We start from the raw sequence: 25121 nt of genomic DNA, 5'->3' as shown, positions 1-25121 counted from the left end.
CCCTTCCCTCTTACTTCAGGTTCTTGCTGACGATGGATGCCATTTCATCAGCTGTCGTGATCACCTTGGAATTCATTTCATATGCGCGCTGGGCGGAAATCAGCTCGGTGATTTCCTTGACCGGATCGACGTTCGAGGATTCCAGGTAACCCTGCTTGAGGTAACCCATGTTGTCTTCGCCGGGATTGCCGACGACTGCATCGCCCGATGCCGGCGTTTCCTGGAAGAGGTTGTCGCCGATCGGCTGCAGGCCTGCCTCATTGACGAAGTCGGCGAGCGTAATCTGGCCGAGCGTCGTCGGATCCGTCTGGCCAGGCAGCTTGGCGGTGACTTCGCCGGAGCGGCTGATCGTCAGTTCGGTCGACCCCTGTGGGATGGTGATCCCCGGAATGACTTCATAACCGTCGATGGTGACGAGCTGGCCCTGGTCGTTCTTGTTGAGCGCACCGGCGCGGCTATAAAGCGTCGTGCCATCGGTCGACTGGATCTGGAAGAAGCCCTTGCCGACGATTGCGACGTCGAGGTCGTTACCGGTCTGGGTCAATTCACCCTGGAGATGCAGATTGCGCACGGCCGAAGTCTGGACGCCAAGACCGATATTGGCGCCTTCCGGGACGACAGCCTGGTTGGCACGGTTGGCGACACCCTTGGCGCGTTCGGTCTGGTAGAGAAGGTCGGTGAACTCGGCGCGGGCGCGCTTGAAACCGGTCGTATTGATGTTCGCGATGTTGTTCGCGATAACTTCCAGGTTGGTCTGCTGGGCATCCATGCCCGTTGCTGCGATGGCGAGCGCTCTCATGTGTTCGTCCTCAAATCAGTTACATCTGCATCTTGGTGACTTCGAGGAAGGCCGAGACGACCTTGTCGCGAATGGCGATTGCAGTCTGAAGGGTCTGCTCGGCCTGCAGCATGGAATCGACGACTTCGCGCGTGGAAGCCGTGCCCTTGATGCCGGCGAAAGACATGTTTTCCGCGCCCTTCAGGCTGCTGACGGCTTCGGTCGCCATGTTGCCCATGACGGAGGCGAAGCTCGGGCCGCTGGACGCACCGGCCGCAGCAGATGAGGTTGCGGTCGTGGAGGAAGCGGAGTTTTCGGTGTCGATGGCGCCGAGCGCGCGGGTCATCGAGAGATTGCTGACATTCTGTACGCTGCTGATCATTATTGTCCGCTCTTCAGGAGATCGATCGTCGAGGAAATGAGGTCGCGAGTCTGCTTGATCGTCTGCAGATTGGCGTCATACGAGCGATTGGCTTCGCGCATGTCGGCCATCTCGATCAGGATGTTGACGTTCGGCATCTTGACGATACCCTTCTCGTCCGCAGCAGGATTGCTCGGGTCGTATTCCTTGGTGAAATCGCCTTCGTCCGTCCCGATCTTCTTGACGTTGACGGTCTCGACGCCGCTCGCGCGATCAAGTTGCTGGCCGAAGGTGATCGTCTTGCGGCGATAGGGATCGGCACCGGGCGTATCGCCGGTCGAACGGGCGTTGGCGATGTTTTCCGAGACGATACGCAGACGTGTCGACTGCGACTCGAGCCCGGAACCTGCGATTTTCATTGCTGCTGAAAGCGGATCCATGAGGCTACTTCCTTACCGTCATCAACATCATTCGATGAAAGGAACTGACCAGCGAGGTGTTCAGGTCGTACTGACGCTTGATCTCGCCGGACTTGGAAAGTTCTTCGGCCACACCGACGGTGTTGCCGGATTCCTGAACGCCGATTTCCTGATCGAGCGCGGCATCCTTCACGTCGATGTCGCCGCTCGTGCTGAAATCGTTGCCGCTCAGATGCATCGGATTGGTGCGCGCCATCGTCACGTCCGACTGGTCGAGCACTGCCTGAAAAGGCGTCACGTCCTTCGCACGGAACTTCGGCGTGTTTGCATTCGCGATGTTGCCGGCAACAACCTCCTGACGAATCGTCAGCCATTCCGCCTGCTTTGAAGCCAAGTCGAAAAGTTGAATCGGTTGCATGAGAACTCTCCGTTTTTACTACGCCGAACCTAGGGCGGTAATCTTGCGTGGGACTTACGGTAAATGCAGGCTTTACAAGCCATTCTTCGAGATTACTTGCAGACACCGACCGCCGTCGCCCAACCGTTTCTCGGACAGGGCCTCGCAGCGATTCGCTTTTTACCTCAACTAGTTGTTCTGGTAGATTTCACCCTTGGAGGTGATGATCACCCACTTGCCGTCGCGCTGTTCCAATGTGGCAAGGCGGCTTTCGTCAGGCAGGATCGAGCCGACGCGCACGACATACATGCCCGAGGGATCTTCGATCAGCGCCCGGCCGTTGGCCACATGCAGCAGGCGGAAAGAGCCTTTGCCGGGGAAAGGCTGATCCTCCATCGAGGCATCGCCGTTGCGCTCCTTGCCGAGCTCGGAAACGGTTGCCGTCGTCATGTTGTCGATTGGTGGGACTTTCTTACCTTCATCGTTCTTGTTGACCATGGCGAGCGGTGAAACGCTGAAGACGTTGCGCGCCGGCCAGTCCGGCAATTCACGAGAGGCATTGCTATCGGCGACGCTGATGCCGAACTTGTCCTCGTTGAAGAAGACGTACCAGGGGAAAAAGGCGGAAGCGCCGGCAAGTGCCAGACCCAAGAAGGTCAGCGCGCGGTCGAGTAGCGCTCCCTTGTTGCGCTCTTTCAGCGCGGCGATCCGTTCGTCTTCGAAATCGGCCATGATCAGGCCCTCCTTTGAATAGGCGCACTCGGAGTGGGTACGCCGGCGGCGGCCTTGAGAGCACCGGCAAGATCGGCGAAGGCATCAAGCGATTCGCGATCTCCCGGAGATTGTTTCAGGACGTCATAGATGATCGGCACCTGCTTGACCGCCATGTCGAGATCGGGATCGGCGCCAGGACGGTAGCCGCCGATGAGACGCAGATCGCGCGTTTCCTCGAAGCGGTGGATCAGCACCTTGAGGCGGGAAACCAGCTTCTCCTGATCCGGAGTCCAGGCCTTGCGGGCAAGACGCGAGATGGATGCGAGCGGATCGATCGGCGGGTAGCGCCCCTCCTCCGCCAGGCTGCGCTGGAGAACGATATGGCCATCCAGAATACCGCGCGTGGAGTCGGCGATCGGATCGTTATGATTGTCGCCATCGACGAGGATGGAGATGATCGCGGTGATGGTACCAGTCCCTTCCGCACCTGGACCGGCGCGCTCAAGGAGACGCGGCAGCTCGGTAAAGACGGAGGCCGGATAACCGCGTGCGATCGGCGGCTCGCCTGCAGCGGTCGCCACTTCACGAATCGCATGGGCGAAACGCGTCACGCTATCGACAATGAAAAGAACGTTTTCGCCCTTGTCGCGGAAATGCTCGGCGATCGTGATGGCCGTCAGCGGCGCCATCTTGCGCAGCATCGGGCTCTCGTCGCTGGTGGCGACGATCGCAACCGCCTTCTTCATGTTGCTGCCGAGCGTATCCTCGATGAATTCGCGCACTTCACGGCCGCGTTCGCCGACGAGCGCAATCACCACCTTGTCGAAAGCGTCGGCGCGGGCCAGCATCGACAGCAGCGTCGACTTGCCGACACCCGAGCCGGCGAAAATGCCGAGACGCTGGCCGAGGCAGAGCGGAGAGAAGATATCGATCGCGCGTACGCCGGTCTTGAATCCGCTTTCGACGCGCTGACGCGTCATCGAAGGCGGCGCGGTGTTTGAGATCGAACGGCGATCCAGGCCTTCGGCGATCGGGCCGAGACCGTCGATCGGCTCGCAGAGGGAATTGATGGTTCGGCCGCACCAGCTATCCGACGGGGAGATACGGAAGGCACCCTTGCGGATGACGACGTCATGGATGCCGATCGGCTCGCCCGGTTCGATAGGGCAGACATAAACCAAATCCGGCTCCACCCTGACCACTTCGCCGAGATGGACGCCCGTCGCGGATTTATGCGCGACGAACTCGCCGAGGCGCACATGCCGGGAAAGGCCGCGCACGGTATAGTGGCCGGCGGCGATCGTGTGTACACGACCGCCATGCGTCACCGAGAATTCTGGCGAGGCATAGCGTTTTGCCAGGTCGCCGAGATGTGTAAGCTTCGGCGAGAGCGCGTCCTCGGTCAACAGTGTGGTGTTCATGCTTCACACATGCCTTAGCGGCTGCCGCCCAGCGTCTGTACTGCTTCCTTGAAGGAGTCTTCGCTATCGCGCATCAGCGACGATACGCTATCGAAGGCGCGATTCACCTCGATAAGCTGGGTCATCTCATGCATCGCATTGACGTTGGAATTTTCGAGATAGCCCTGCTCGACGCCAACATTGAAACGGTCGACGACGGCGCGCGGCGGTTCGGTCGTCATGATGCCGCTGTTTTCGTAGCGGAGGTAACCCTTGTCGATATCGGCTTCGAAGAGGCCGAGTGAAGCGACCTGGCGGTCATTCTGGTAGATGATGCCGTCCGTACCGACCTTCGGTTCGCCACCGGCGGCGTTGAGTACGATCGGCGCACCGCCTGCATCGAGAACCGGATAGCCGCGGGTGGAAACCAGTTCGCCGGTATCGCGTATCGTGAAGCGGCCATCCCTCGTCAGAACGCGGCCGGCCGGCGTGTCCAGAGAGAACCAGGCATCGCCCTTAATGGCGAAGTCGAGCATGTTGCCGGTGTGCTGCATTTCGCCATGGGTGGTGTCCAGGTAGTCGTTGCCCTGGGAGACGAAGGCGACCTTGGTGTTCGTCTTGTTCTGGTTGTTCGCCATCATTTCATCGAACTTTACCTCGGTGCCGCGAAACCCGGTCGTGTTCACGTTGGCCATGTTGTCGGCGATCGTCGTCAGGCGTTTTTCGAGGGCCATCTGCGACGACAGGGAAACGTAAAGACCGGATTGCATGTCGGTAAGCTCCACATTGGCGATAAACGGGACGAAACACCGGGCTCCTTTTCGTTCGGCCACGGGGTTCCGCTGAGCGGCATCTCAGACATGGGCGCGCATAGGCCCACTCGTCACGTTCAATATGAAGGCAAATCCTTGCGCGAAGCTGGCAGCGCAAACGAACGCGCAAAAGCCGCTTTCATCAGCCTCACGCAAGGCACAAACCCTATCCGTCGCAAAGAAAAGCAACGTTCAGATTGGGCTGACGATGAATATTATTATCGGATTTGTAGTTGTCTGCGGCTGTATCGTCGGTAGCTTCATGGCCATGGGCGGCGAAGTCGATGCTCTTTTTCAGCCCTTCGAATTTCTGATCATCGGCGGCGCCGGTCTCGGCAGCTTCATCATGGCGAACCCCATGAAGGTTGTGAAGGACTCCGGTAAGGCGCTCGGCGAGGCCTTCAAGCACGCCGTCCCCAAGGAGCGCAACTATCTCGATACGCTCGGCGTGCTCTATTCGCTGATGCGCGACCTGCGCACGAAGTCGCGCAACGAAATCGAAGCGCATATCGACAACCCGGCCGAATCGACGATCTTCCAGTCGGCCCCGACGGTTCTGAAGAACAAGGAACTGACGGCCTTCATCTGCGACTACGTGCGCCTGATCATCATCGGCAACGCCCGCTCCCACGAGATCGAGGCGCTGATGGACGAAGAAATCAACACCATCCTTCATGACAAGATGAAGCCGTACCACGCGATCCAGATCATGGGCGATTCGTTCCCGGCCATTGGTATCGTTGCGGCGGTTCTCGGCGTCATCAAGGCCATGGCGCACATCAACGACTCGCCGGAAGTGCTCGGCCACCTCATCGGTTCGGCACTCGTCGGCACATTCCTCGGAATTCTGCTTTCCTACTGCGTCTGCTCCCCCCTGGTCTCGCAGATCAAGGTCGTCCGCTCCAAGCAGCACCGCCTCTACGTCGTCGTCAAGCAGACCTTGCTTGCCTACATGAACGGCTCGGTGCCGCAGGTCGCCCTCGAATACGGCCGCAAGACGATCTCGGCATATGAACGCCCGTCGATCGACGCAGTGGAGCAGGAAATGATGAACCCAGGTGGCGAAAACAAGGCAGCTTAAATGACTATGAGCAATGCTTCGCATGACAACCAGACGATGGATCCTGCCCTCCTTGCCAAATTGACCGGCGGTCTTGGCGACAAGGGCAGGGTTGCCAAGCTCTGCAGTTCCTTCGGCGAGATCTACGGCGAATTCCTTCCTGACATCCTGAAGAGCGAGACCGGCCTCGACGTGACAGTCGGCTATCTCGGCTGCGAGATCGGCTACAAGAATCATCTGATCGACGATCTCAGCACCAACATGACGCTGGTCGATGCGACGCTGCGTAATTGGTCCCAGAACATCACGATTGGCTGCGGCAACGGTTTCGTCATTACGCTGATGGAACATCTGCTTGGCGCTACCGCTGAAACGATCGAGGAGCCGGCCGACCGGCTTCTCTCCGTTATCGAGCTCGATCTCGCCGGCATGGTATTCGACAAGATTGCCAAGGTACTACGTTCGGCCGTCAACGCGCCGGGCGGATTCGAGCCCAGTCTGTCGGCTCCCTTCGCTCTTGAAGCACGCATCCGTCCGCCGGAAGATCGTCCGGATGAATTCGCGGCTGCGATCAACATGTCGATCACGCTTGCCGGCATCGCTTCCGAATTCAGTCTGATCGTTCCTCAGGCCGCACTGCTCAAGACCAAGGTTTCTGCGCCGAAGCCAAAGAAGCAGCCGAGCAAGTCGCCGGAGTGGACGGAGCAGATCGGCGACCAGGTTCGCCGGTCGCAGGTGACCCTCGAAGCGAAGATTCGTCTGCAGGATCTGACGCTCAGGACGATTTCCAAGCTGATGGCCGGCGACGTCATTCCTTTCCGCGACAGCGGCGACGTGCGCGTCGAAGTCAGCGCCAACAGCCGGGAATTGTATGTGTGCGAGTTTGGGCGTTCAGGCGACAACTACATGGTGCGCGTGAAGGACACCATGAATTCGGATGACGAGCTGATCCGGCACTTAATGAATTAATCGGTTCTCTCGCTTTCAGCGCTGCAAAGGCAGTTTGAGGCAAGTTTCAACTGGAATAGTGATTTCATGGCTACGAAGAAGACACAGCAGAACAGTGACCTCTCCCTGGACATGCCGGGCAGTGAAGCCGATCTGGATCAGGCTATCGACGACCTGCGCGGCGTGCTGAAGAAAGATTCCGACGGCGACCTTCCACAGTTCGGCGACGACCTGCAGAATGATGCTTTCGCAGCAGGAACGGACCTCTCGCCTTTCGGCGGCGATGCCGGCGAAACCTCCTTCGGCGGCACCGACTTCGCGGGCAGCGATTTTGGGGGCGACGATTTCGGGGGCAATGCTGCGGGCATGGGTACGGCAGGCGTCTCCAGCCTTGACGCCGCGCCGGGCTTCGGCGGCAATTCCTTCCAGTCCGCTCCGGCACCGCTCGGCAGCGCACTGAACTCGAATTTCGACCTGATCATGGATATTCCTATCGATGTCCAGATCGTGCTCGGGACAAGCCGCATGCAGGTTTCCGGCCTGATGAACCTCACTGAGGGTGCCACCATCGCGCTCGACAAGAAGATCGGCGAGCCGGTCGAAATAATGGTGAACGGCCGCAGGATTGCGCGCGGCGAGATTACGGTCCTTGATAACGACGACACGCGGTTCGGTGTAAAACTGATAGAAGTTTTGAGCACGAAAAAAGCCTGATCCCTGTGCGGGACGGAGAGGTTAGACCATGATGGACTTTGACGATTTCGGCGGCGCACTTGCCGGGAAACCGTTGACCCAGGCTGAAAAGGCGGCGGCAGTTCTTCTCGCTATGGGGAAGGGGGTCGCCGGCCGGCTGCTGAAATATTTCACGCAGGCCGAGTTGCAGACCATCATCGGATCTGCCCAGGCGCTTCGCGCCATCCCGCCGGACGAGCTTCTTCAGCTCGTCGGCGAATTCGAAGATCTCTTCACCGAAGGCGCCGGTCTGATGGACAACGCCAAGGCGATCGAAGCCATCCTCGAGGAAGGCCTGACGCCGGACGAAGTCGACAGCCTGCTCGGCCGCCGTACCGCCTTCCAGGCCTACGAGACCTCCATCTGGGACCGTCTCGCCGAGGCGGAACCTGCCTTCGTCGCCCAGTTCCTGCTGCGCGAGCATCCGCAGACCGTTGCTTATATTCTGTCCATGATGCCCTCGTCCTTCGGCGCGAAGGTGCTGCTACAGCTTCCCGACAACCGCCGCGCAGACATCATGAACCGGACGGTTAACATGAAGAGCGTCAGCCCGAAGGCTGCGCAGATCATTGAAAACCAGGTGATGACGCTGCTTGCCGAGGTCGATGCGGAACGCAACGCATCCGGCTCGACCAAGGTCGCCGACCTGATGAACGAAATGGACAAGCCGCAGGTCGACACGCTCCTCACCTCGCTCGAATCGATCAGCCGCGAAGCGGTCAACAAGGTCCGTCCGAAGATCTTCCTCTTCGAAGACCTCATGTTCATGCCTCAGCGCAGCCGCGTCATGCTGCTCAACGATATCTCGTCCGACGTTCTCACCGTCGCGCTGCGCGGCGCATCGGCGGAAATCCGCGAGTCGGTCCTGTCAGCCATCAGTCCGCGCCAGCGCCGCATGATCGAATCGGATCTGCAAAGCGGCATGGCCGGCGTCAATCCGCGCGAAATCGCGATTGCCCGGCGCGCTGTCGCGCAGGAAGCGATCCGTCTGGCCAATGCCGGCCAGATCGAACTCAAGGAAAAGGAAGGCGGTCCGGCAGCTGCCTAAAGCCGTCGCAGTTGTTGACAAGACCCTTCGCCGGCAAGGCAGCGGTTGATCGGCAGCAGGCACAAGACTACCCTTCATGGAAACAGGCCGCACTCCAGCAGCGGCCTTTTTCTTTGACGGAGGGCCGCGCATTTGGCCGATGAAGACAAGGACAGCAAAACAGAAGCCCCGACCGCGAAGAAGCGGTCGGATGCCGCCGAAAAAGGTAATACCCCCCACTCGCGTGAAATCTCGATTTTCGCGACGATTCTGGCGACCTTCATCTATCTCGTCTTCTTCCTTCCAAACGCAACGTCACACATGGCCGAAACCCTGCGCGACATCTTTGAGCAGCCGGACCAGTGGAAAATCGAAACCGGGCCTGACGTCCTCTCGCTCTTTGCGAAGCTCGGTTGGGCCGTGGCTGCGTTTCTGGCCCCAGCCTTCATCATGTTCATGGCGTTCGGTATCGCCTCGTCCGTCTTTCAGAACCTGCCGACGCCGGTTCTCGAACGCATCCGTCCGCAGGCCTCGCGTATTTCAGCGATCAAGGGATGGTCACGGCTCTTCAGCCTCCAGGGCCTCGTCGAATTTGGTAAATCGCTCTTCAAGGTCGTCGTCGTCGGAGTGATTCTCTTCTTCGTCCTCAGAAGCGAATATTTCGGCTCGATCGATGCGATGTTCTCCGATCCGCAGACGATCATGGTTCGCATGATGACGGCGATGCGCAAGATCATCATCGTCATGCTGGTCGCCACCGCTATCGTCGCCATCGCCGATGTCTTCTGGACGCGGTATCATTGGTTCACCGAGCTGAAGATGACGAAGCACGAGGTGAAGGAAGAAAACAAGCAGTCGCAGGGCGACCCCTTCGTCAAGAGCAGGCAGCGCTCCGTCATGCGTGACCGCGCCCGCCGACGCATGATCTCCAGCGTCCAGCGCGCCACCCTCGTCATCGCCAACCCGACCCACTATGCCGTGGCACTGCGTTACGTACGCGAGGAAAACGATGCGCCGGTCGTCCTTGCCAAGGGCCAGGACCTTATTGCGTTGAAAATCAGGGAGATCGCCGAAGAGAACAACATCCCCGTGTTCGAGGATCCACCTCTCGCACGCTCCATGTTTGCGCAAGTCTCGGTGGATAGTGTCATACCGTCAGTCTTCTATAAGGCCGTCGCGGAACTCATTCATCGGGTTTACGCCGCGGAGGCCAAGAACAAACGGGTAAGATAAGTCGAATGAAAAAATGCCCCTACTCTGCCCAGCGTGAAAAAATCCTTGCAGAAGCGATCAGCCCGGTCGCAACCGAGCTCAGGCTTCTGGACGCATCCGATCTCATTTCTCTGCTGCGTTTCGAGTATTACGGCAATCTCGCCGATCTCGTCGCTTCCGCGGCAGAACTGTTTTTCCATCCCGGCACCGTCAACTTCGGCCTGGGTGGAAATTATACGCTGGAATGGGGTGGCAAGCCCGAAGTTGTGCTCGATCTCGAAATCAAGCCGCGCGGCGTGACCGTCTATGCGCAACTGACGCTGGCAGAAGACCACGCCGGCATCGAGATCAATCATATTTCCTTCCAGAACGCTTCCAGCGATCCGGACGCAAACACGGCTTTTCTCCAAAGGAGCCTGCACGAAGCGCGCTATATCGTGGCGAAGCCGCAGGCGCTCGCCGGCTAAAGCATTTTTCCGCTTGCGAATATCAGGCCCGGTCCGCAAGGCACCGGGCCTTGCTGTGTCAGCTAATGTAACCCAAACGTATCGCCTTGGCGATCGCCTGGATGCGGTTGACCGAATCGAGCTTGATGGTTGCCGAGCCGAGATAGGCGTTCACCGTATGGACGGACAGGCCGAGCTTGTCGGCGATTTCTTCGCTGATACGACCATCACCAGCGAGCTGAAGGCAGGCGATCTCGCGCTCACTCAGTGCCTCACTCGCCGCCGCACGCCGCTCATCGAGCGACAGCAGATCCATCATGACATTGCAGCACCGGCCGTGCAGCTCGATGATCGTATCACTCGGGGGGTCGATTTCATCGCCGGTGAAGAGCACAAAGCCGTTGCCGATGGCGCCGAGGCGCACCGGAAAAGCAAGACCGGAGAAAGGCACCATGCCATCTTTCAGCCTCACCATGAAAGGTGAGAAGTCGGTAGGGCCTGGAGCCGCGCTGTCGTGGCTACCGGCCCAGAACAACGGCAGCAGCGAACGATCGATATGGTCGAGCAACGCCTCACCATAGGCGTCGATGAAGGCCTTGCCGAAGCCGGCATTCGAGGGACCCCAGTTCTCCAACTCGCAGATCAGTCGCTGCTTTGCCGGCACACCGGAACCGCTGACACGAAAGACGGCGAAACCCTGGGTATCCGCCAGCTTCTGCATGGCAATCAGGCGCGGGAAAAGGTCAGACCGGCTGGAAATCCTGTTCACACGTACCATGCGCATCTGGTCCGTATTGCTTATCACCCTGCCTGGTTGATGCCCCATAATTCCCCTCAAACGAGATTGTTGCGAACGGCGAAGGCTATCGCCTCGGAACGAGTCTTCGTTGCAGTCTTCCGCATCACACTGGTGATGTAATTATTGATGGTATTCCGGGAGATACCGAGGATCATGGCGATCTCGTCGCTCGTCTTGCCTTCCGCAATCCAGAAGAGGCATTCCAACTCTCGGTCCGTCAGTTCGAAATCGCGATCGACCTTCGTGCCTCCGCAGCGAAGGAAACTTGCGAAATAGCCCGCCAGGAGGCCTACGTCCCGAAGACGTTCCGGCGACAGAACGACGCCTTCCCTGAACAGGAACATCAGCACCAAGCGAGAGCGGCCGACATTGAGGGTCAGAGAGCAATATTGCCGGCTGGCGCCATGCGGCACTTCGGCGCTCTCGGGCAGAAGCGCAAAGCCCGGCTGCAATACCTGCATGCACTTCTCGAACTCCGTCGAGCGCGCATAACCGGCAACCAAGTCATTGGCGACATCTTTCACCAGATCGAAGGGCCAGTCGGACGAAACGATAAAGTCCAGACCGCTTTCCTGGATGAGATCGCAGCGCGCCATCAGATAGTGCATGGCGCCGACATACTCGGTCAGCGCCCGCAAGCCGGCATGCAACTTGCCGGTTTCGGCGATGACTCGCAGGCGATCGATCAGTTCGTCGCGCGGCTGAAGATCCGGCACATTGGCGCCTAGGAAGTTCGCCATCTGCTTCTCGCCTTTATTCGCCTGAAATATGTCCATATCCATTGGCAGTGACCTGCGGCTGAGAAACTGTCGGTTCTCGCAAAGAAGTTCTGTTTTTATGAAAGGGATTCAAACACATGCCCCACGCGAATCCCACTTCGAATCACTTGAGGGTAAGCCAACCATCGTAAATCACCATCTCCGACTTCTGGGGATTTACTTTTGCGACCTTCCATGCAGTGATTCGATCACCACTCCACTCTCGCGGAGATATATAAACTAGGATGATTCTGGCATTGGCCGCAACGTTCCTCGCCTTATGCGCGAGCGATGCTGAGCGGAATTATCGGTCTGAATGACGTAATTGTCACAGTTCCGACCAGGGAAGTGCCGCAATCGAATGCCCGGGGAAAACAAATCTCCAACGCACAAAAGCAACGCACTATCGTTCTACTATAGAAATACTCATATCGTCCGACCTATGCAAGGTTTGAGCCTCGGACGCACGACGCCATCCCGCTGCCCGGCGATCTATACATCCGAATTCTCTGCAATGAAAAACCGGCTCTTTACAAGCCGGCTGCGACGATGGGTCACGTTCTTGTTACCGATTGATCTATCCACCGATAAGAAAGAAAAAGGCCGGTTTCCCGGCCTTTTCATCATGCTGCTTCGTCGATGGCCCATTTCCTGAGGATCTTCGCGGCACGCTCCTCGTTGATCTCCACCATGCGAGCAAGCTTGCGTTCCGGACCTTCCTTGACGCGGCGGTTGAAGTTGCCGTCGTCGTCGCCGAGGCTGAGCAGATCCTCGGTGCTGTCGAAGCCGAAGTCGGAGCCGAAGCCATCCATGAGCGCGCCGCCCGGGGAGGCGCCCGCCGGTGCGAAGTCCGGCAATTCGAGGCCCGCCGATTCGGGAGTGGCGTCGCCAAGCATTGCGGAGGAGGAGCCCGAGCCGTTGACGGTGCGGATGAGGGGACGCACGCCCAGCCAGACCACCACGAAGGCAACTGCAACGAAGGCCAGCGAGTTGATGATACCGGCGAGGTTGCGGCTCAGAATATCCATGACATGGACGCCGCCATTCGCATCGTCGAGAAGCTGGTTCTCAAGGAAGTCCATCGCCGTGACGGTAACCACATCGCCGCGGTTCGTGTCGAGACCAGCGGCCGAAGTAACGATTTTCTGCATTTCAGCGAGGTAGGCGTCGATCTTGGCCTGATCAGCCGGTTCGCCGACCATCTTGGCGATGCGGCCCTTGTTGACGACAACGGCAACCGAGAGCTTTTCGACCCGGTATGCGCTGCGCGTCGTGGCCGTGGTCTTGCTGTTGATTTCGTAGTTGGTCTGCTCTTCGCGCTTGTCGGACTTGTCCTCAGACTGCGGACCATTCGCGCCACCCGCATCAGGTGCTGCTTGTGGAATGTTCTGCTCGACCGTCGTCGCATTGTCAGATTGACGCTGCTGGGACTGGGCGTTTTCCTTCGTGGAGCGGACCGAGCGCTCGACCTTGGATTCCGGATCGTAGGTAGTTTCCTGGATCTGCTGGGCGTCGGTGTTGAGGTTGGCCGTTACGCTGGAGCGGAAGTTATCCATTCCGAGGAAGGGTGCGAGCGCCTTGTCGATATTCGATTCGACTTCCTGCTGGACGTTCTGGACGATGCTGAGCGAGCGGTTCAGCATACTGTTGCTGGCTTCGTCGCCGGAAGCAAGAAGCTGGCCAGCGGAATCGAGGATCGTCACATCATCGACATCAAGCCCCGGCACGGCCGAGGCGACGAGGTGACGGATCGAGGTGGCAGCGTTTCGCCCCGTCGCGGCACTGGCGCGAATCATGACGGATGCCGTGGGCTTTTGTTCGGCTTTACGGAAATTGCCGACCTCGGGCATGACGATGTGGACACGTGCGGCGGTGATGCCGGAGATCGACTGAATCGTGCGGCCGATTTCACCTTCGAGAGCACGGACGCGGGTCACTTCCTGCATGAAGGAGGTGAGGCCGAGCGAACCGACATTGTCGAAGAGCTCGTAACCGGCGTTAGCGCTGTTCGGCAGGCCGCGTTCGGCAAGCAACAGACGGGCCTTGCCCGTCATGCCGGCCGGTACGGTGATACTTGAACCGTCCGTTCCGACCTGAAAATCGATGTTGCTTTCGGCGAGCGCCATGCTGATCTGGTTGAGATCGGGCGTCTCCAGGCCGACATAAAGCGTTTCCTGGGCCGGTTTGTTGACGAAAATGGCCGCCGCCAGGATGATTGCGATGGAAGCGGCGCCGACCCCACCAAGGATCATCAAACGCGTCCGCCCAAGTGAACCAAAGTTCTTAATAATCTGAACTAATTGATTTAACAGATTCATTCTGTTCTCGCACGATCCGTCAAAGACAAAGCAGGCTTATTGCCTCATTTGACGAATAGACGCCGAAACTTGTGCGAGCGTTTCGTTCGGCGCATGCGGGAATGAATTGCGATGCTAGAAGAAATCGAAGTCGCCGGCCGCCTTGCTGAGCGGCTGGGAATGGCCGTGGCGGGTACCGCCACCGAGAGCTTTCTGCATTTCGGCAAGCTTGACGAGGCTGAGGGCGGTGGCGACATCGATCGACCAGTTCTGCGGAATTTCACCGGTGATGGTGTCGATGAATTCGGCGAGACCGCGCGATTTCTGTACGGCGAGATCGATACCCTGCATCACCTTCATGCTGTCAGGGGAATTCAGGATTTCCGAGCCGCCCAGTTCGATCAGCTGGGGTTCGATCCGCTCGATCAGGTAGGCAACGTCGTGAAGCTCGGAGACAATGCGCATCAATACGTCGCTTAGCGCCTCTACAGGCGATGGCGGCTCGATGATCGGTGTAAAACTCATATAAAAATCCTCGCCATCAAAAGAATTCGATACTGGTCTCGGCGGGCTTCTGCGGAGCAGCGGGACGCTGCTCGAGAGCGACGGTTCTCTGGGTTTCGGCACCGGTCAGGGGGTATTGTCGGGCACGGCCGGACACCGGCCAATATTCGATCTTTCGTCCATGCTCACCGCCGGTGCTGGAGCTGACCACCGGAATGCCTTCATCCCGAAGGAACTGCATGGCGAAGGCCGCGTTCTGCTCGCCAACATTCGAGAATGTCGAGATCGTCTTCGCTCCTCCGAATATCTTGGCCTCCAGCCGGTCGCGCCGCGCGCCCTTTTTCAGGAGGCCGTTGATCAGCAGTTCCATGAGATGCACGCCGTAGCGCGTGGCATCGCCGCCGGTCATCGGGGTGTTGCCTGTCCCCGGCAACAGGAAGTGGTTCATGCCGCCGACACCTGCGACGGGATCTCTGAGGCAGGCTGCCACGCACGAGCCAAGGATGGTCGAAAGCACCGCATCCGGGTCGCTCAAGACCTTGTATTCACCCTGAATGATGTGCACGCGGCGGGCCGCACCCTCAGTGATCATTTCAGGGCTCCAAACACGGCTTCGATAGCCGCCTTCATCTTTTCGATGGTGAAGGGCTTCGCCAGAACGTTGTTTGCGCCAAGCTGGGCAGCTTTCGTCACCAACGCACGGTCGCCCTGTGCAGTAAGGATGATGAAGGCCGCCTTTTTGGTGTTCGGATTGCTGCGCACGGCCTGCAGGAAGCCGATGCCGTCCATCTTCGGCATATTGAAGTCCGAGATCACGAGGTGGTGGGGCTGCTCCGTCATGATCTTCATACCCTGCTCGCCGTCACCGGCAGCGGTGATCTGCTTGAAGCCGAGCTGCGTCAGTGCGTCGCTGAGCAGCAGGCGGCTGGTCACCTGATCGTCAACGATCAGAACTTTGATTTTCTCCGCGATCGACATTATTCGGTCCCTTCCTTTCGGGCGGCTGTCATTTTCAATATTTCCTCGCCGATGGCAGCCAGCGGAAGCTGCTGCTCAACTGCGCCAAGTTCGTAGGCAACTCTTGGCATTCCGTAAACAACGCAGGTTTTTTCGTTCTGACCGAGCGTTCTTGCCCCTGCGTGTCGCATTTTCAACAACCCGGCAGCCCCATCGCGACCCATGCCGGTTAGGATCACACCGACGGCATTGCGCCCGGCGAGTTCGGCAACCGAATCGAAGAGCACATCGACCGACGGGCGATGGCCATTGACTGGCCCCCGCTCGACCAATCGGCAGCAGGGCGCCGATGTATTCGAAACCTGCAGATGGCGCTCACCACCAGGCGCGAGGTAGACCTTGCCGATCTCCAGACGGGCGCCGTCGGTCGCTTCCTCCACGACCGGCGCACAGAGCCGGTTCAGCCGTTCGGCAAAGCTCTTGGTGAAGGTCGGCGGCATATGCTGGGTAATGACGGTCGGCGGGCAATTCGCCGGGAATTTCTGCAGCACGGCGATCAGGGCTTCCACGCCGCCGGTCGAAGAACCGATCGCCACGATCTTGCGGCCGACGCGGAAGTCGGCAACGGCGGGTGGCGGCGTGACGGCGGCAGGCTTGGCCGGTTGAGCGAAGTTGCGCTGCGTGCGGGCGGCAGCCTTTACCTTCTCGGCAAGGTCGCCGAAGGGGCGCGGCTCGCCCGGCTGCGGCTTGCCGACGCAATCGAAGGCACCGATTTCGAGAGCTGCGAGTGTCGCCTCCGCGCCGCGATGCGTCATGGTCGAAACCATGATCACCGGCATGGGCCGCAGGCGCATGATCTTTTCGAGGAAGTCGAGTCCGTTCATATTCGGCATCTCGATATCCAGGGTGAGGACATCGGGGTTCAGCCGCTTGATCGCCTCGCGCGCCTCCAGGGCGTCGCCGGCCTGGCCTATGACGTTGACGTCGGGATCCGAACTCAGGACGGCCGCGATCAGGCCGCGCATGGTCGGCGAGTCGTCAACAACGAGTACTCTTGCCGGGGCGCTCATGCCTTCCTCCCGAGACCCTTGGTGGTATAGCGGTAGGTGGTGATACCGATATTGTCGAAGACGTGCTTGGCCTCGCCAGAGACGCGCTCGGAGTGGCCGATATAGAGATGGCCGCCCTCCGGCAGCAGGCCGGCGAAGCGCTGCCAGATCTTCATCTGCGTCGGTTCGTCGAAGTAGATGACGACGTTGCGACAGAAGATGACGTCGAACTTGCCCTTGAATGGCCATTGGGCCATCAGGTTCAGCTCGTTGTAAGTGATGAGGCGCTTCACGCGGTCGTCGACCTGGAACTTGCGGCGCCCCTGAATCTCAACCTCGGTAAACCATTGCTTACGCATGGCAGGCGAGACGGTTTCCAGCGCGCTCTCGTCGTAAGCGCCGGCCCGGGCGATTGCGAGGATCTTCGGGTCGATATCGGTCGCGAGAATCTTGAAGTCGTAGTCGGCAACGTTCGGCATCATTGACAGAACGGTGAGTGCGATCGAATAGGGCTCCTGCCCATCCGAGGACGCGGCCGACCAGATCCTGACACGGCCGCCGGCGCGTGCCCGGTTCAGGAGATCGGGCAGCACATGGTCGCGCAAGTGCTCGAAATGATGGTTTTCACGGAAGAAGCGCGTGAAGTTCGTCGTCAGGTGCGACAGCATCTCGCGCCGGGCGGCAGCACCTGCCGGCGAGGCGACAAGCTCGCAATATTCGCGAAACCCTGAAAGGCCAAGGTTGCGGATGTGCTTCGACAGACGCGAATAGACCAGCGAGGCTTTCGTCTCGTTGAGATAGATTCCGGCATCCGCATAGATCATGGCGGCGATTTCCGAGAGGTCGCGGCGTGTCAGCGGGTATTCCCCGCTCGCCAGCACCTCATCGGTCGACTGCCGATGATCTTTTACGCCCAGTACATTCATGCGGCTTCGCTTTCAGTCTCGGGGAACAGAGCTTCGAGTTCGATCAGGCAGATCATTCGCTTATCGATGGCGAGAATGCCCCGAGCGAACTGGCGCTCAAGGTCGGAGGAAACCTCGGGCGTGGACTGGATGTCGTCATCGGTGACGGTCAGAATGTCGGACACCGCGTCGACCAGGAGACCCACCACCTTGCGACGGACCTGGGCGACGATGATGACGTGGCGGGCAGTCGGATCTGTCGGCTTCATGCCGAGTCGGCCCGAAAGATCGACGATCGGCAACACCGCACCACGCAGGTTGATCACACCTATCATATGGGATGGCGAGTGCGGCATCGCGGTTGCCGGGGTCCAGCCCCGGATTTCGCGAACCGACATGATGTTCACGCAGAATTCCTGATCGCCAACACGAAATGCGATGAGTTCGCTTCCGCCCAGGGTCAGATTTTTTGCCGTGTACGACATTGCACTTTACCCTGCTGCCGCCAAAGACATTTCCGCCTTGAGGGACTGACCGCGCGATGCGCCGACGACCGCATCCACATCGAGGATGAGCGCCACGCGACCGTCGCCGAGGATGGTCGCCGCGGCGATCCCCGGAACGTGGGTGTAGTTGGCCTCGAGGCTCTTGATGACGACCTGACGCTGACCCTGGATCGCATCGACCATGAGCGCGCGCTGACCGCCGCCTTCGGATTCGACGAGAAGGGCGACACCCTCGACCGGATTGGCCTGGGTGGCGCGGAAGTTCAGGATGCGACCGACATCGACCAGCGGGCAGAAGCTGTTGCGGATCGAAATCAGTCGATGGTTCGCACCGAAGGAGTGGATCGCGGCGGCTTCCGGCTGCAGCGTTTCGACGATGGCCGTCAGCGGCACGACCAGAGTCTGGCCGGCGACCGTGACCACCATGCCGTCGAGAACGGCGAGCGTCAGCGGCAGGCTCATCGTGAAGACCGAGCCCTGACCCGGCCTCGATGTGATGTTGATGCGGCCACCGAGCGCCTGGATAGAGCGCTTGACGACGTCCATGCCGACACCACGACCGGAGATGTCCGAGATCTTGTCCGCCGTGGAGAAGCCCGGCAGGAAGATCAGGTTGTCGATTTCCTCGTCCGACAGATTGGCGTCGGCCGGGATGAGGTCATTCTGGATCGCCTTCTGGCGGACCTTCTCGCGGTTGATGCCGGCGCCGTCGTCGGCGAGCTCGATGAGGATGCGACCCGAACGATGCTTAGCCGTGAGGCGGACCGTACCTTCGGTGTTCTTGCCGGCGGCGGCACGCTTTTCAGGCGTTTCGATACCGTGGTCGACGGCGTTGCGGATCATGTGGGTCAGCGGTTCGGCCAGCTTGTCGATGACCGTCTTGTCCACTTCGGTGTTTTCACCTTCGGTGATCAGGCGGATCGACTTGCCGGTCATGTCAGCGATTTCGCGAACGATACGCGACATGCGCTGGAAGACCGGCTTCACGGGCTGGGCACGGATCGCCATGACCGAGTCCTGGATCTCGCGGGTGAGCTGCTGCAGCTCTTCGAGACCCATGTTGATCGAGGAGGTGCCGGTCGTGTCGTTTTCGATGACGCTCTGGGATAGCATCGCCTGGTTGATGACGAGCTCGCCGACGAGGTTGATCAGGCGGTCGACGCGATCGAGATCGACGCGGATCGTCTGACCGGCACCGGCAGCGGCATTGTTCTGGGCTGCGGCACTTGCCGCGGCAGCGGCAGCGGCGGCGGCCGATTCCTTCTTTTCGACGCGGGCAGCGGCGGCGGCCATCTGCGTGACATTCGTCGCCGTTTCAGCGGCGGCAACGGCAGCAGCTGTGTCGTCAGCCTTGGTCTCGACAGCGGCCGGCACTTCGGCGGCACCGCCATCGTCCAGGATCGAGAGATCGAACGGAACCGGGATCATCGGCAGTTCATCGTTGGTCTCGCCCGGCTTGCTGTCCTCCGCCGGCTTCACGGTCAGATCGCAATCCCATTCGGCGAATTCGAAGACCGAGCGGATCGCGTCTTCGCCCTTGTCCGTCTTGATCGTGATGTTCCAGAAGAAATAGGCGCCTTCCGGATCGAGCTCGTCGAGGCCCGGCAGGGCGTCGGTGTTGCAATAGATGCTCATCTCGCCGAGGCGGGAGAGATCGCGCAGCAGGAGAGTGGCGTCGTTGCCCTTCGAATAGAGCTCGAAGCGCGGCTTGAAGGTGATCTCGTAAGCCGGCAGATCGACCGGCTTCTCTTCGCCGCCGAAATCGTCGAAGGAGAAGGGAATTGGCTGGAAGCCGCTGTCGTCGGTCGGCTTGGGAGCCGGTGTTGCGGCAACCGCAGCGGGAGCGGCCTTCGGGGCCGACTTCGGCGCGGGCGCCTCGGAGACTGCCGAGGGAGACGGCAGCTCACCATTGGCGAGCGCTTCCAGTTCCTTGACGAGGCCGCGGCTCCTGCTTTCGTCGACACTGCCGCCGTCACGGGCAGCATTGGTCAGGTCGGCGAGCACGTCAGCCGACTTCAGCATAACCTTCAGGACGTCCTGGGTAGGCTCGAGCTTGTTGGAACGAACGCAATCAAGTGTAGTCTCAAAGACGTGGGCGAAAGCGACGAGGTCATCCAAGCCAAAGGCGCCTGCACCGCCCTTGATCGAATGCACCGCGCGGAATACCGCATTGACGGTTTCCGGATCGCGATCGCCATCATTCATTTTCAGAAGACCGGATTCCAGCTCAGCGAGCTGTTCCTCGCACTCCTGGAAAAAGATCTCTTTGATTTCGTTCATATCCATAGGAGCAAATCCTGGGCTTAAGCGGTTACACGCTCGATGGCATCGATCAGCTTGGCGGGGTCGAAGGGCTTGACGATCCAGCCGGTGGCACCGGCCTGACGGGCACGGTTCTTCTTTTCCGCGTCGCTTTCGGTCGTCAGCACCAGGATCGGAATCGCACGGTACTTCTCGTTGCGGCGCACACCTTCGATGAAGCCGAAACCGTCGAGGCGCGGCATGTTGATGTCGGTGACGATGACGTCGGGATTGGATTCCTCGAGAACCTCGAGGCCTTCAACACCGTCTTCAGCCTGGATCGTCTCGAAACCCGCATTGTTCAGCGTTACGAGAAGCATGTTTCGGATGGTGCGGGAATCGTCCACCGTCAGTACTTTTTTCTTCATTGCCGGATCTCCTTGGCAAGCAGGTGGTCGATATCGACGCCAACCAGCTGCATGGTTTTTTGAAATGCGTCGGACACTTTCGAAAACGTGATCGACTGCTTGTCCTGGTCCCAGGTCTTCTCGGCGGCCATCAGAACCTGGGCGCAAAGAGCGCCGACGCGTTCGACTGCTGAAGCATCGATCGCCAGAGGGTTTCCTCGCATCGAGAGAAGCTTGTCGCGCAATGCGGAAGCCTCATTGAGATCAAGAACCGCTGGCAACTCCAGCGTCTTGGCACTCTTCTTTGCTGCCATCAGCTTTTCCTTGTTCCCTTGTCCCCGACCCGCGAAAGCGAGCCGACGTCATAATCCGATAGGTTAGTAAACATTCCGCCCACCTCCGGCACTTGCGAGAGGCTGAGGCATGCCGAAATCGTCATTTTCGTAATCGACCGCTTCCGGACGAGCTGCGATTGCAACCGTCCGGGAGGCGGAAACACGCACCTGATGAGGCCCGGTTGCGTAGGTATTTTCCCGCGCGATGCGGAATTCGCGGATCGTCTGGCCGAGTTCCAGAATGACTGTGTGGAGATGATCGGCGCCCTCGGCCGAACGCTCCGCAAATCCGGCGTTGTTGGCCACTTCGCTGCCGAGGCCCTTAACGTCTGCTGTCACGGCTTCGAGACCGGCGGCATGTTCACCCGTTTCGCCCGCAATGCCCGCGATTGCGGCGTTGATGTCGGTTACCTGGCGGACGATGCTGGCAATCGAATCCTGTGTGCGGCCGACCATCTGTACGCCGGCATCCACCTGCGTCTTGGTGGTGGTCACCAGCGTCTTGATTTCACGGGCGGCTTCGGCGGAGCGCTGGGCGAGCGCTCGCACTTCCTGCGCCACAACGGCAAAGCCGCGGCCGGATTCGCCGGCGCGGGCGGCTTCGATGCCGGCGTTCAAAGCAAGCAGGTTCGTCTGGAAGGCAATCTCGTCGATCGCGCCGATGATCTGGCCGATCTTCTCCGCAGACTGTTCGATATCAGCCATGGCGCTGATGGCGCGGCCGACGACCTCGCCGCTTTCCTCGACGGCCGCACGCGTGGCGGCCGCGGCCTGTTCGGCAGCACGGCTGCCGGCTGCACCCTCGCGGACCCGCTCGGCGATGCCGGCAAGGGTGGCGGCGGAAAGCTGCAGGCGATCCGCCTGACCGGCAGCATTACCGGCGAAATTGCGGGAAGCGCCAGCGAGCGACTGCGTTGCAGCCTCTGCCTTGGCGTTGCGCTCGGCGATCGCGGCAAATTCCGTCTGAAGATTGTCGAGCGCTGCGTTCAGCGCGGCGGCGATTTCGGTATGAGCGCCATCGACCGGTGCGCGCGGCGTCAAGTCGCGGGCCGACAGCCCTTCTATGACATCGCTGAAGATGCGGGCGACTTCCGCCTCGCCTTCGGCACGCTGATCGGCGAGTGCGCGCTGGTGGGTGGAGCGAAGTGCGTTGAAGCGCAGCGAGACGGCGATTTCCACATCGACCATGACGATGCGGATGATGGAGGTCATAAGGTCGGTGATCTCACGGGCGCGGCGCTTGGCCGACGGCAGTACCGGGCGGCCGGCGAGCTCGTCGACCAGACCGGTAATCACGTGTTCCAGCATGACCCCGTGGCCGGCCACGTGCCAGCGGGGGTCAAGGCCGATCTTGCTTTCGGTGTCGGAGAGAACCTTGACCCGCTCCGCATAGAGGCTGTCGAAACGCGCATCCGTCAGCACATCCCAGTGCGAGGATTGCAGGTCGTGCAGCCGCTCGATCTGGCGTTCGCTTTCGAAATTACGGGCGGCATCCGGAAAGGACTGGAAACGATGGAAAAGATCGCGCAGGCCCGCCTTCAGATAGGCTTCGAGAGCCGGCCGGTTGCGGCGGACCATCTCGCACTGGTCTGGATCGAGGCCGGCAAAACGCAGGCGGTCGCGCAGGCTGCCTGCCTGTGTCCCCCGAGCCTGATCTGATGGCATATCCTGCCTCAACGCCTGTCCCCAACCACGTTCCGGGCGAAACCCGGCCAAAAACTTTTGACGCTTCCGAAGAATGCAAGACGCAGGGACGGTCTTCGCCATCGGTCACGACCGATGGGCTAAAGCCTCCTGATCAGCAATTCTGTTTCGGAGCTGCCTGAAGAGATGGATACCGGATCAACCCGGTACGGCGGGACGGCGTCATGCCTGGTGGGAACGAGTGCATCTTCCCATTCCGACGTGTAACCCAATGTTTATGGTTAATTCCTTGCTTGAAGGTTAATAACCCGTTCCTGCCGATAGCTTTTGAAACAATTAGGCAGACTTCACATAGTAAATACTGGCGGGGAGTTGCATCGCTGCTACAAGGCACGCGCAAGCTCTATGTTATAGACCCGTTTTATAGAGCCTGACATGACGTCAATAAGGAAAGAGAAATGATAGTTCTCGGAATGGGTTCCTGCCTGATCGCCATCACGATCGCCGCAGCCGTTGCCCTCCTCGATGTGATCTCTGCACATCGCGACAACCGCACGCTTCGCGTCTTCTGAGAGGCCACCGCGCCTCAAGCCTCCGTTTACCTTTCCCGTTGGGAGTCCGGTACCGTTGGTGTATCGACACCCGCTCCTGTGTCAGCGGAAGTCAGCAATTTATGTCAGCTCGGACCGGCCTCATCATCATCATGGCGTTTACGATCTTCCGCATCGTGACGCTGCATTTCGATACGACGGACCTGTTCGTCGATGAGGCGCAATACTGGTTCTGGTCGCAGAATCTCGATTTCGGCTATTATTCCAAGCCGCCGATGATCGCGTGGGTGCTCAGGATTTTTACAGAGCTTGCCGGCTCCAGCGACATCTACTGGCTGCGGCTTCCCGGTCCCCTCTTCCACATGGCAACCGCACTGGTGCTGATGAAGATGGCGAAGCGCTTCATCGGACCCGAGATCGAAGGCTGGGTCGGCGCGACCTATATCACGCTGCCGGCAGTCGCGCTTTCTTCGGTCTTCTTCTCCACCGACGTCATTTTGCTCTTCTTCATCGCCGTTGCGCTCGCTGCCTATTTCGGGTTGACGCGGCGCCACTCCGTCGGGCTTGCACTTCTCATGGGCGTCGGTGTTGGGCTGGCATTTCTTACGAAATATGCCGTGCTCTTCCTTGTGCCCGGCGGAGCGATCGCAATGCTGCTCATTCCGGCGGCGCGGATTTCGGTGCGCGATTTCATCATCGCGGTCGGCACCTCCGCGGTCATCGCGTTCCCGAATCTGTGGTGGAACCTCCAGAACAACAATACGACGGTGCGCCACACGCAGGATATCGCCCACTGGAATGATCTCGGCAGCAATATCCGCGGCGGGCTGGAATTCTTCTCCGCGCAGTTCGGCGTGGTCGGCCCGATCGTCTTCTTCGCCATGCTCTGGGCCGTCTGGAACATGATCCGCGGCCGCAGCGAGCCGCGTGAGAAGATGCTCGTCTGGCTCTCGATCCCGGTCGTGCTGCTCATTACCCTGCAGGCGACCGTCGCCAAGGCCTATGCCAATTGGGCCGTCACGGCCTATGTGGCCGGCATCGTGCTGGCGGTCTGGCTGCTTCACCGCCTGTGGCCAAAAGGTCTTAGAACCTCGCTCACCATCAATGGCGTCGCCTGCCTGCTCTTCCCTTTCGCGACGGTCTTCTCGCATCAACTGGTGCTGCCCAACGGCAAGGAAGTCATGGAACGCTATCTCGGCCGGGCCGAAGTAAGCCGCGAGGCTGCCGATCTTGCCGCACAGGCTGGTGCCGGCATCATCGTCACCGACAACAGGGACATGGTCGCCGATCTCTTCCACACGCTGAGAGCCGCACCCTACAGGATCTATGCCCGCCCGCCGGCCGGCCTGCCGGACAGCTATTACGAACAGGAATTTGCTCTCCCGGCCGATACCGCGGGGCAGGTTCTGTTCCTGACCTCCAAGCCGCTGAGTTGCGCGAACGAAACGCCGGAAATGCTGAAAACCTGGCAGCCGGAAAAAGGCAACTACAGGGGCGATACGATCTATGTCTATAAGGTCGGTGCGGCCTGCCTGATGCAGCCCTAAGGCGGCTTAGTTCACGGGACCAGGCAGGCAGAGGCCTGTTCCGCCGCCTTCTATTTCGATAAATTTTACGCCGCCCTCCTCGAAGGCAAGGCGCAGCTGCGCTTCCGTAGCACGATGGATTTCGTGGTGACGGCCTTCATAGTCGCGTATCGTGCTACGGGAGACGGCAGCCTTCTCGGCGAGGTCCGCCTGCGTCCAATCAAGCAGACCACGAGCCGCGCGGCACAAAGCGGGCGTCAGAATTGTTTCTTTTGCGCCTTGACCCATAATTTCAAACCACCCATATTGGTCAATATAATTCATATATGTCATGTT

The 25121-nt window shown here is 59.6% G+C and carries 28 protein-coding genes; 7 read left to right on the top strand and 21 right to left on the bottom strand.

From position 1 onward, the window contains the following. Positions 1–10: 10 nt before the first annotated feature. The 7 genes from flgG to flgF form a co-directional block, all read right to left on the bottom strand. On the bottom strand, positions 11–799 hold the full coding sequence (gene flgG / locus ACK9YZ_RS01655; protein ID WP_183748964.1) for a flagellar basal-body rod protein FlgG: 789 nt from the start codon (positions 797–799) through the stop codon (positions 11–13). Between the two features lie 19 nt (positions 800–818). Then, a complete protein-coding gene (locus ACK9YZ_RS01650; RefSeq protein ID WP_416065459.1) occupies positions 819–1160 on the bottom strand; it encodes a flagellar hook-basal body complex protein FliE in 342 nt (113 codons plus the stop codon). Beyond that, positions 1160–1579: a flagellar basal body rod protein FlgC gene (gene flgC / locus ACK9YZ_RS01645; protein ID WP_007816097.1), complete on the bottom strand. Its 420-nt coding sequence runs from the start codon at positions 1577–1579 to the stop codon at positions 1160–1162. Before flgC ends, ACK9YZ_RS01650 begins: the two co-directional genes overlap by 1 nt. A 4-nt stretch (positions 1580–1583) precedes the next feature. Further along, on the bottom strand, positions 1584–1976 hold the full coding sequence (gene flgB, locus ACK9YZ_RS01640; RefSeq protein ID WP_007816099.1) for a flagellar basal body rod protein FlgB: 393 nt from the start codon (positions 1974–1976) through the stop codon (positions 1584–1586). 168 nt (positions 1977–2144) lie between these two features. Beyond that, positions 2145–2687 (bottom strand): flagellar protein, encoded by a 543-nt coding sequence (locus ACK9YZ_RS01635; protein WP_216757028.1) that lies wholly within the window; start codon positions 2685–2687, stop codon positions 2145–2147. A gap of 2 nt (positions 2688–2689) precedes the next feature. Beyond that, a complete protein-coding gene (fliI, locus tag ACK9YZ_RS01630; RefSeq protein ID WP_216757027.1) occupies positions 2690–4090 on the bottom strand; it encodes a flagellar protein export ATPase FliI in 1401 nt (466 codons plus the stop codon). 14 nt (positions 4091–4104) lie between these two features. Further along, positions 4105–4839: a flagellar basal-body rod protein FlgF gene (flgF, locus tag ACK9YZ_RS01625; RefSeq protein ID WP_416065458.1), complete on the bottom strand. Its 735-nt coding sequence runs from the start codon at positions 4837–4839 to the stop codon at positions 4105–4107. A gap of 250 nt (positions 4840–5089) precedes the next feature. Here flgF and motA point away from each other — a divergent pair, with 250 nt between their 5' ends. The 6 genes from motA (at position 5090) to ACK9YZ_RS01595 (ending at position 10327) form a co-directional block, all read left to right on the top strand. Beyond that, positions 5090–5962: a flagellar motor stator protein MotA gene (gene motA / locus ACK9YZ_RS01620; RefSeq protein WP_216757025.1), complete on the top strand. Its 873-nt coding sequence runs from the start codon at positions 5090–5092 to the stop codon at positions 5960–5962. Beyond that, positions 5963–6910 carry a FliM/FliN family flagellar motor switch protein gene (locus ACK9YZ_RS01615; protein ID WP_416065457.1) on the top strand — a complete coding sequence of 316 codons (948 nt, stop codon included), beginning with the start codon at positions 5963–5965 and terminating at the stop codon, positions 6908–6910. It abuts the gene before it with no gap. Between the two features lie 66 nt (positions 6911–6976). After that, positions 6977–7603: a flagellar motor switch protein FliN gene (fliN, locus tag ACK9YZ_RS01610; protein WP_216757023.1), complete on the top strand. Its 627-nt coding sequence runs from the start codon at positions 6977–6979 to the stop codon at positions 7601–7603. A gap of 28 nt (positions 7604–7631) precedes the next feature. Beyond that, positions 7632–8669, top strand: a complete 1038-nt coding sequence (fliG, locus tag ACK9YZ_RS01605; protein ID WP_183728538.1) for a flagellar motor switch protein FliG — start codon at positions 7632–7634, stop codon at positions 8667–8669. Between the two features lie 132 nt (positions 8670–8801). After that, the gene (gene flhB, locus ACK9YZ_RS01600) at positions 8802–9881 is read left to right on the top strand and encodes a flagellar biosynthesis protein FlhB (RefSeq protein WP_216757022.1); all 1080 of its coding nucleotides are present in this window, start codon (positions 8802–8804) and stop codon (positions 9879–9881) included. 5 nt (positions 9882–9886) lie between these two features. After that, entirely contained in the window at positions 9887–10327 is a 441-nt protein-coding gene (locus ACK9YZ_RS01595) for a hypothetical protein (protein ID WP_112541535.1), read from the top strand. 58 nt (positions 10328–10385) lie between these two features. Here the strand turns inward: ACK9YZ_RS01595 and visR are convergent, their stop codons facing one another. From visR to ACK9YZ_RS01530, 13 genes are all read right to left on the bottom strand, one after another. Then, on the bottom strand, positions 10386–11132 hold the full coding sequence (gene visR, locus ACK9YZ_RS01590; protein WP_216757021.1) for a transcriptional regulator VisR: 747 nt from the start codon (positions 11130–11132) through the stop codon (positions 10386–10388). An 8-nt stretch (positions 11133–11140) separates the two neighbouring features. Further along, complete coding sequence (gene visN, locus ACK9YZ_RS01585) at positions 11141–11887, bottom strand: transcriptional regulator VisN (protein WP_416065456.1); 747 nt, start codon at positions 11885–11887, stop codon at positions 11141–11143. 599 nt (positions 11888–12486) lie between these two features. After that, positions 12487–14181: a flagellar basal-body MS-ring/collar protein FliF gene (gene fliF / locus ACK9YZ_RS01580; protein ID WP_216757019.1), complete on the bottom strand. Its 1695-nt coding sequence runs from the start codon at positions 14179–14181 to the stop codon at positions 12487–12489. A gap of 114 nt (positions 14182–14295) precedes the next feature. Next, positions 14296–14685, bottom strand: a complete 390-nt coding sequence (cheT, locus tag ACK9YZ_RS01575; RefSeq protein WP_416065455.1) for a chemotaxis protein CheT — start codon at positions 14683–14685, stop codon at positions 14296–14298. Positions 14686–14701: 16 nt separating this feature from the next. After that, complete coding sequence (gene cheD, locus ACK9YZ_RS01570; protein WP_112541540.1) at positions 14702–15256, bottom strand: chemoreceptor glutamine deamidase CheD; 555 nt, start codon at positions 15254–15256, stop codon at positions 14702–14704. Continuing rightward, on the bottom strand, positions 15253–15642 hold the full coding sequence (locus tag ACK9YZ_RS01565) for a response regulator (RefSeq protein ID WP_183728521.1): 390 nt from the start codon (positions 15640–15642) through the stop codon (positions 15253–15255). Before ACK9YZ_RS01565 ends, cheD begins: the two co-directional genes overlap by 4 nt. Then, a complete protein-coding gene (gene cheB / locus ACK9YZ_RS01560) occupies positions 15642–16691 on the bottom strand; it encodes a protein-glutamate O-methylesterase CheB (protein WP_416065454.1) in 1050 nt (349 codons plus the stop codon). Before cheB ends, ACK9YZ_RS01565 begins: the two co-directional genes overlap by 1 nt. After that, complete coding sequence (gene cheR, locus ACK9YZ_RS01555) at positions 16688–17596, bottom strand: protein-glutamate O-methyltransferase CheR (RefSeq protein WP_416065453.1); 909 nt, start codon at positions 17594–17596, stop codon at positions 16688–16690. The genes cheB and cheR overlap by 4 nt, the downstream gene beginning before the upstream one ends. After that, positions 17593–18060: a chemotaxis protein CheW gene (locus ACK9YZ_RS01550; protein ID WP_216757015.1), complete on the bottom strand. Its 468-nt coding sequence runs from the start codon at positions 18058–18060 to the stop codon at positions 17593–17595. Before ACK9YZ_RS01550 ends, cheR begins: the two co-directional genes overlap by 4 nt. Before the next feature lie 6 nt (positions 18061–18066). Continuing rightward, entirely contained in the window at positions 18067–20367 is a 2301-nt protein-coding gene (locus tag ACK9YZ_RS01545; RefSeq protein ID WP_416065452.1) for a chemotaxis protein CheA, read from the bottom strand. Positions 20368–20384: 17 nt separating this feature from the next. Then, complete coding sequence (cheY1, locus tag ACK9YZ_RS01540) at positions 20385–20750, bottom strand: chemotaxis response regulator CheY1 (protein WP_003570362.1); 366 nt, start codon at positions 20748–20750, stop codon at positions 20385–20387. After that, positions 20747–21043 (bottom strand): STAS domain-containing protein, encoded by a 297-nt coding sequence (locus tag ACK9YZ_RS01535; RefSeq protein ID WP_216757013.1) that lies wholly within the window; start codon positions 21041–21043, stop codon positions 20747–20749. The genes cheY1 and ACK9YZ_RS01535 overlap by 4 nt, the downstream gene beginning before the upstream one ends. 63 nt (positions 21044–21106) lie before the next feature. Continuing rightward, complete coding sequence (locus ACK9YZ_RS01530) at positions 21107–22729, bottom strand: globin-coupled sensor protein (protein ID WP_416065451.1); 1623 nt, start codon at positions 22727–22729, stop codon at positions 21107–21109. A 652-nt stretch (positions 22730–23381) separates the two neighbouring features. Between ACK9YZ_RS01530 and ACK9YZ_RS01525 the strand changes: the two genes are divergently transcribed. Beyond that, positions 23382–24806 carry an ArnT family glycosyltransferase gene (locus ACK9YZ_RS01525; RefSeq protein WP_416065450.1) on the top strand — a complete coding sequence of 475 codons (1425 nt, stop codon included), beginning with the start codon at positions 23382–23384 and terminating at the stop codon, positions 24804–24806. A 6-nt stretch (positions 24807–24812) separates the two neighbouring features. On the opposite strand, the gene ACK9YZ_RS01520 is transcribed toward ACK9YZ_RS01525, so the two are convergent. After that, on the bottom strand, positions 24813–25118 hold the full coding sequence (locus ACK9YZ_RS01520) for a helix-turn-helix domain-containing protein (RefSeq protein WP_216757010.1): 306 nt from the start codon (positions 25116–25118) through the stop codon (positions 24813–24815). Positions 25119–25121 lie beyond the last annotated feature (3 nt).

Source organism: Rhizobium sp. ZK1 (assembly GCF_047782645.1).
Classification (GTDB): domain Bacteria; phylum Pseudomonadota; class Alphaproteobacteria; order Rhizobiales; family Rhizobiaceae; genus Rhizobium.
Note: the sequence above shows the minus strand (reverse complement) of the source record. Positions and strands in the feature narration are given on the sequence as shown.

Coding starts and splice junctions, on each gene's coding strand:
- fliG (WP_183728538.1), top strand. CDS start 7,632: ATGATGGACTTTGACGATTTCGGCGGCGCACTTGCCGGGAAACCGTTG.
- ACK9YZ_RS01550 (WP_216757015.1), bottom strand. CDS start 18,060: ATGTCGTACACGGCAAAAAATCTGACCCTGGGCGGAAGCGAACTCATC.
- ACK9YZ_RS01525 (WP_416065450.1), top strand. CDS start 23,382: ATGTCAGCTCGGACCGGCCTCATCATCATCATGGCGTTTACGATCTTC.
- ACK9YZ_RS01520 (WP_216757010.1), bottom strand. CDS start 25,118: ATGACATATATGAATTATATTGACCAATATGGGTGGTTTGAAATTATG.
- visN (WP_416065456.1), bottom strand. CDS start 11,887: ATGGATATGGACATATTTCAGGCGAATAAAGGCGAGAAGCAGATGGCG.
- fliI (WP_216757027.1), bottom strand. CDS start 4,090: ATGAACACCACACTGTTGACCGAGGACGCGCTCTCGCCGAAGCTTACA.
- ACK9YZ_RS01545 (WP_416065452.1), bottom strand. CDS start 20,367: ATGGATATGAACGAAATCAAAGAGATCTTTTTCCAGGAGTGCGAGGAA.
- ACK9YZ_RS01565 (WP_183728521.1), bottom strand. CDS start 15,642: ATGTCGATCGCGGAGAAAATCAAAGTTCTGATCGTTGACGATCAGGTG.
- cheB (WP_416065454.1), bottom strand. CDS start 16,691: ATGAGCGCCCCGGCAAGAGTACTCGTTGTTGACGACTCGCCGACCATG.
- ACK9YZ_RS01595 (WP_112541535.1), top strand. CDS start 9,887: ATGAAAAAATGCCCCTACTCTGCCCAGCGTGAAAAAATCCTTGCAGAA.
- ACK9YZ_RS01650 (WP_416065459.1), bottom strand. CDS start 1,160: ATGATCAGCAGCGTACAGAATGTCAGCAATCTCTCGATGACCCGCGCG.
- ACK9YZ_RS01535 (WP_216757013.1), bottom strand. CDS start 21,043: ATGGCAGCAAAGAAGAGTGCCAAGACGCTGGAGTTGCCAGCGGTTCTT.
- flgC (WP_007816097.1), bottom strand. CDS start 1,579: ATGGATCCGCTTTCAGCAGCAATGAAAATCGCAGGTTCCGGGCTCGAG.
- fliN (WP_216757023.1), top strand. CDS start 6,977: ATGGCTACGAAGAAGACACAGCAGAACAGTGACCTCTCCCTGGACATG.
- cheY1 (WP_003570362.1), bottom strand. CDS start 20,750: ATGAAGAAAAAAGTACTGACGGTGGACGATTCCCGCACCATCCGAAAC.
- flgB (WP_007816099.1), bottom strand. CDS start 1,976: ATGCAACCGATTCAACTTTTCGACTTGGCTTCAAAGCAGGCGGAATGG.
- flgG (WP_183748964.1), bottom strand. CDS start 799: ATGAGAGCGCTCGCCATCGCAGCAACGGGCATGGATGCCCAGCAGACC.
- flgF (WP_416065458.1), bottom strand. CDS start 4,839: ATGCAATCCGGTCTTTACGTTTCCCTGTCGTCGCAGATGGCCCTCGAA.
- ACK9YZ_RS01635 (WP_216757028.1), bottom strand. CDS start 2,687: ATGGCCGATTTCGAAGACGAACGGATCGCCGCGCTGAAAGAGCGCAAC.
- ACK9YZ_RS01530 (WP_416065451.1), bottom strand. CDS start 22,729: ATGCCATCAGATCAGGCTCGGGGGACACAGGCAGGCAGCCTGCGCGAC.
- cheD (WP_112541540.1), bottom strand. CDS start 15,256: ATGATCACTGAGGGTGCGGCCCGCCGCGTGCACATCATTCAGGGTGAA.
- cheT (WP_416065455.1), bottom strand. CDS start 14,685: ATGAGTTTTACACCGATCATCGAGCCGCCATCGCCTGTAGAGGCGCTA.
- visR (WP_216757021.1), bottom strand. CDS start 11,132: ATGGGGCATCAACCAGGCAGGGTGATAAGCAATACGGACCAGATGCGC.
- motA (WP_216757025.1), top strand. CDS start 5,090: ATGAATATTATTATCGGATTTGTAGTTGTCTGCGGCTGTATCGTCGGT.
- cheR (WP_416065453.1), bottom strand. CDS start 17,596: ATGAATGTACTGGGCGTAAAAGATCATCGGCAGTCGACCGATGAGGTG.
- ACK9YZ_RS01615 (WP_416065457.1), top strand. CDS start 5,963: ATGACTATGAGCAATGCTTCGCATGACAACCAGACGATGGATCCTGCC.
- fliF (WP_216757019.1), bottom strand. CDS start 14,181: ATGAATCTGTTAAATCAATTAGTTCAGATTATTAAGAACTTTGGTTCA.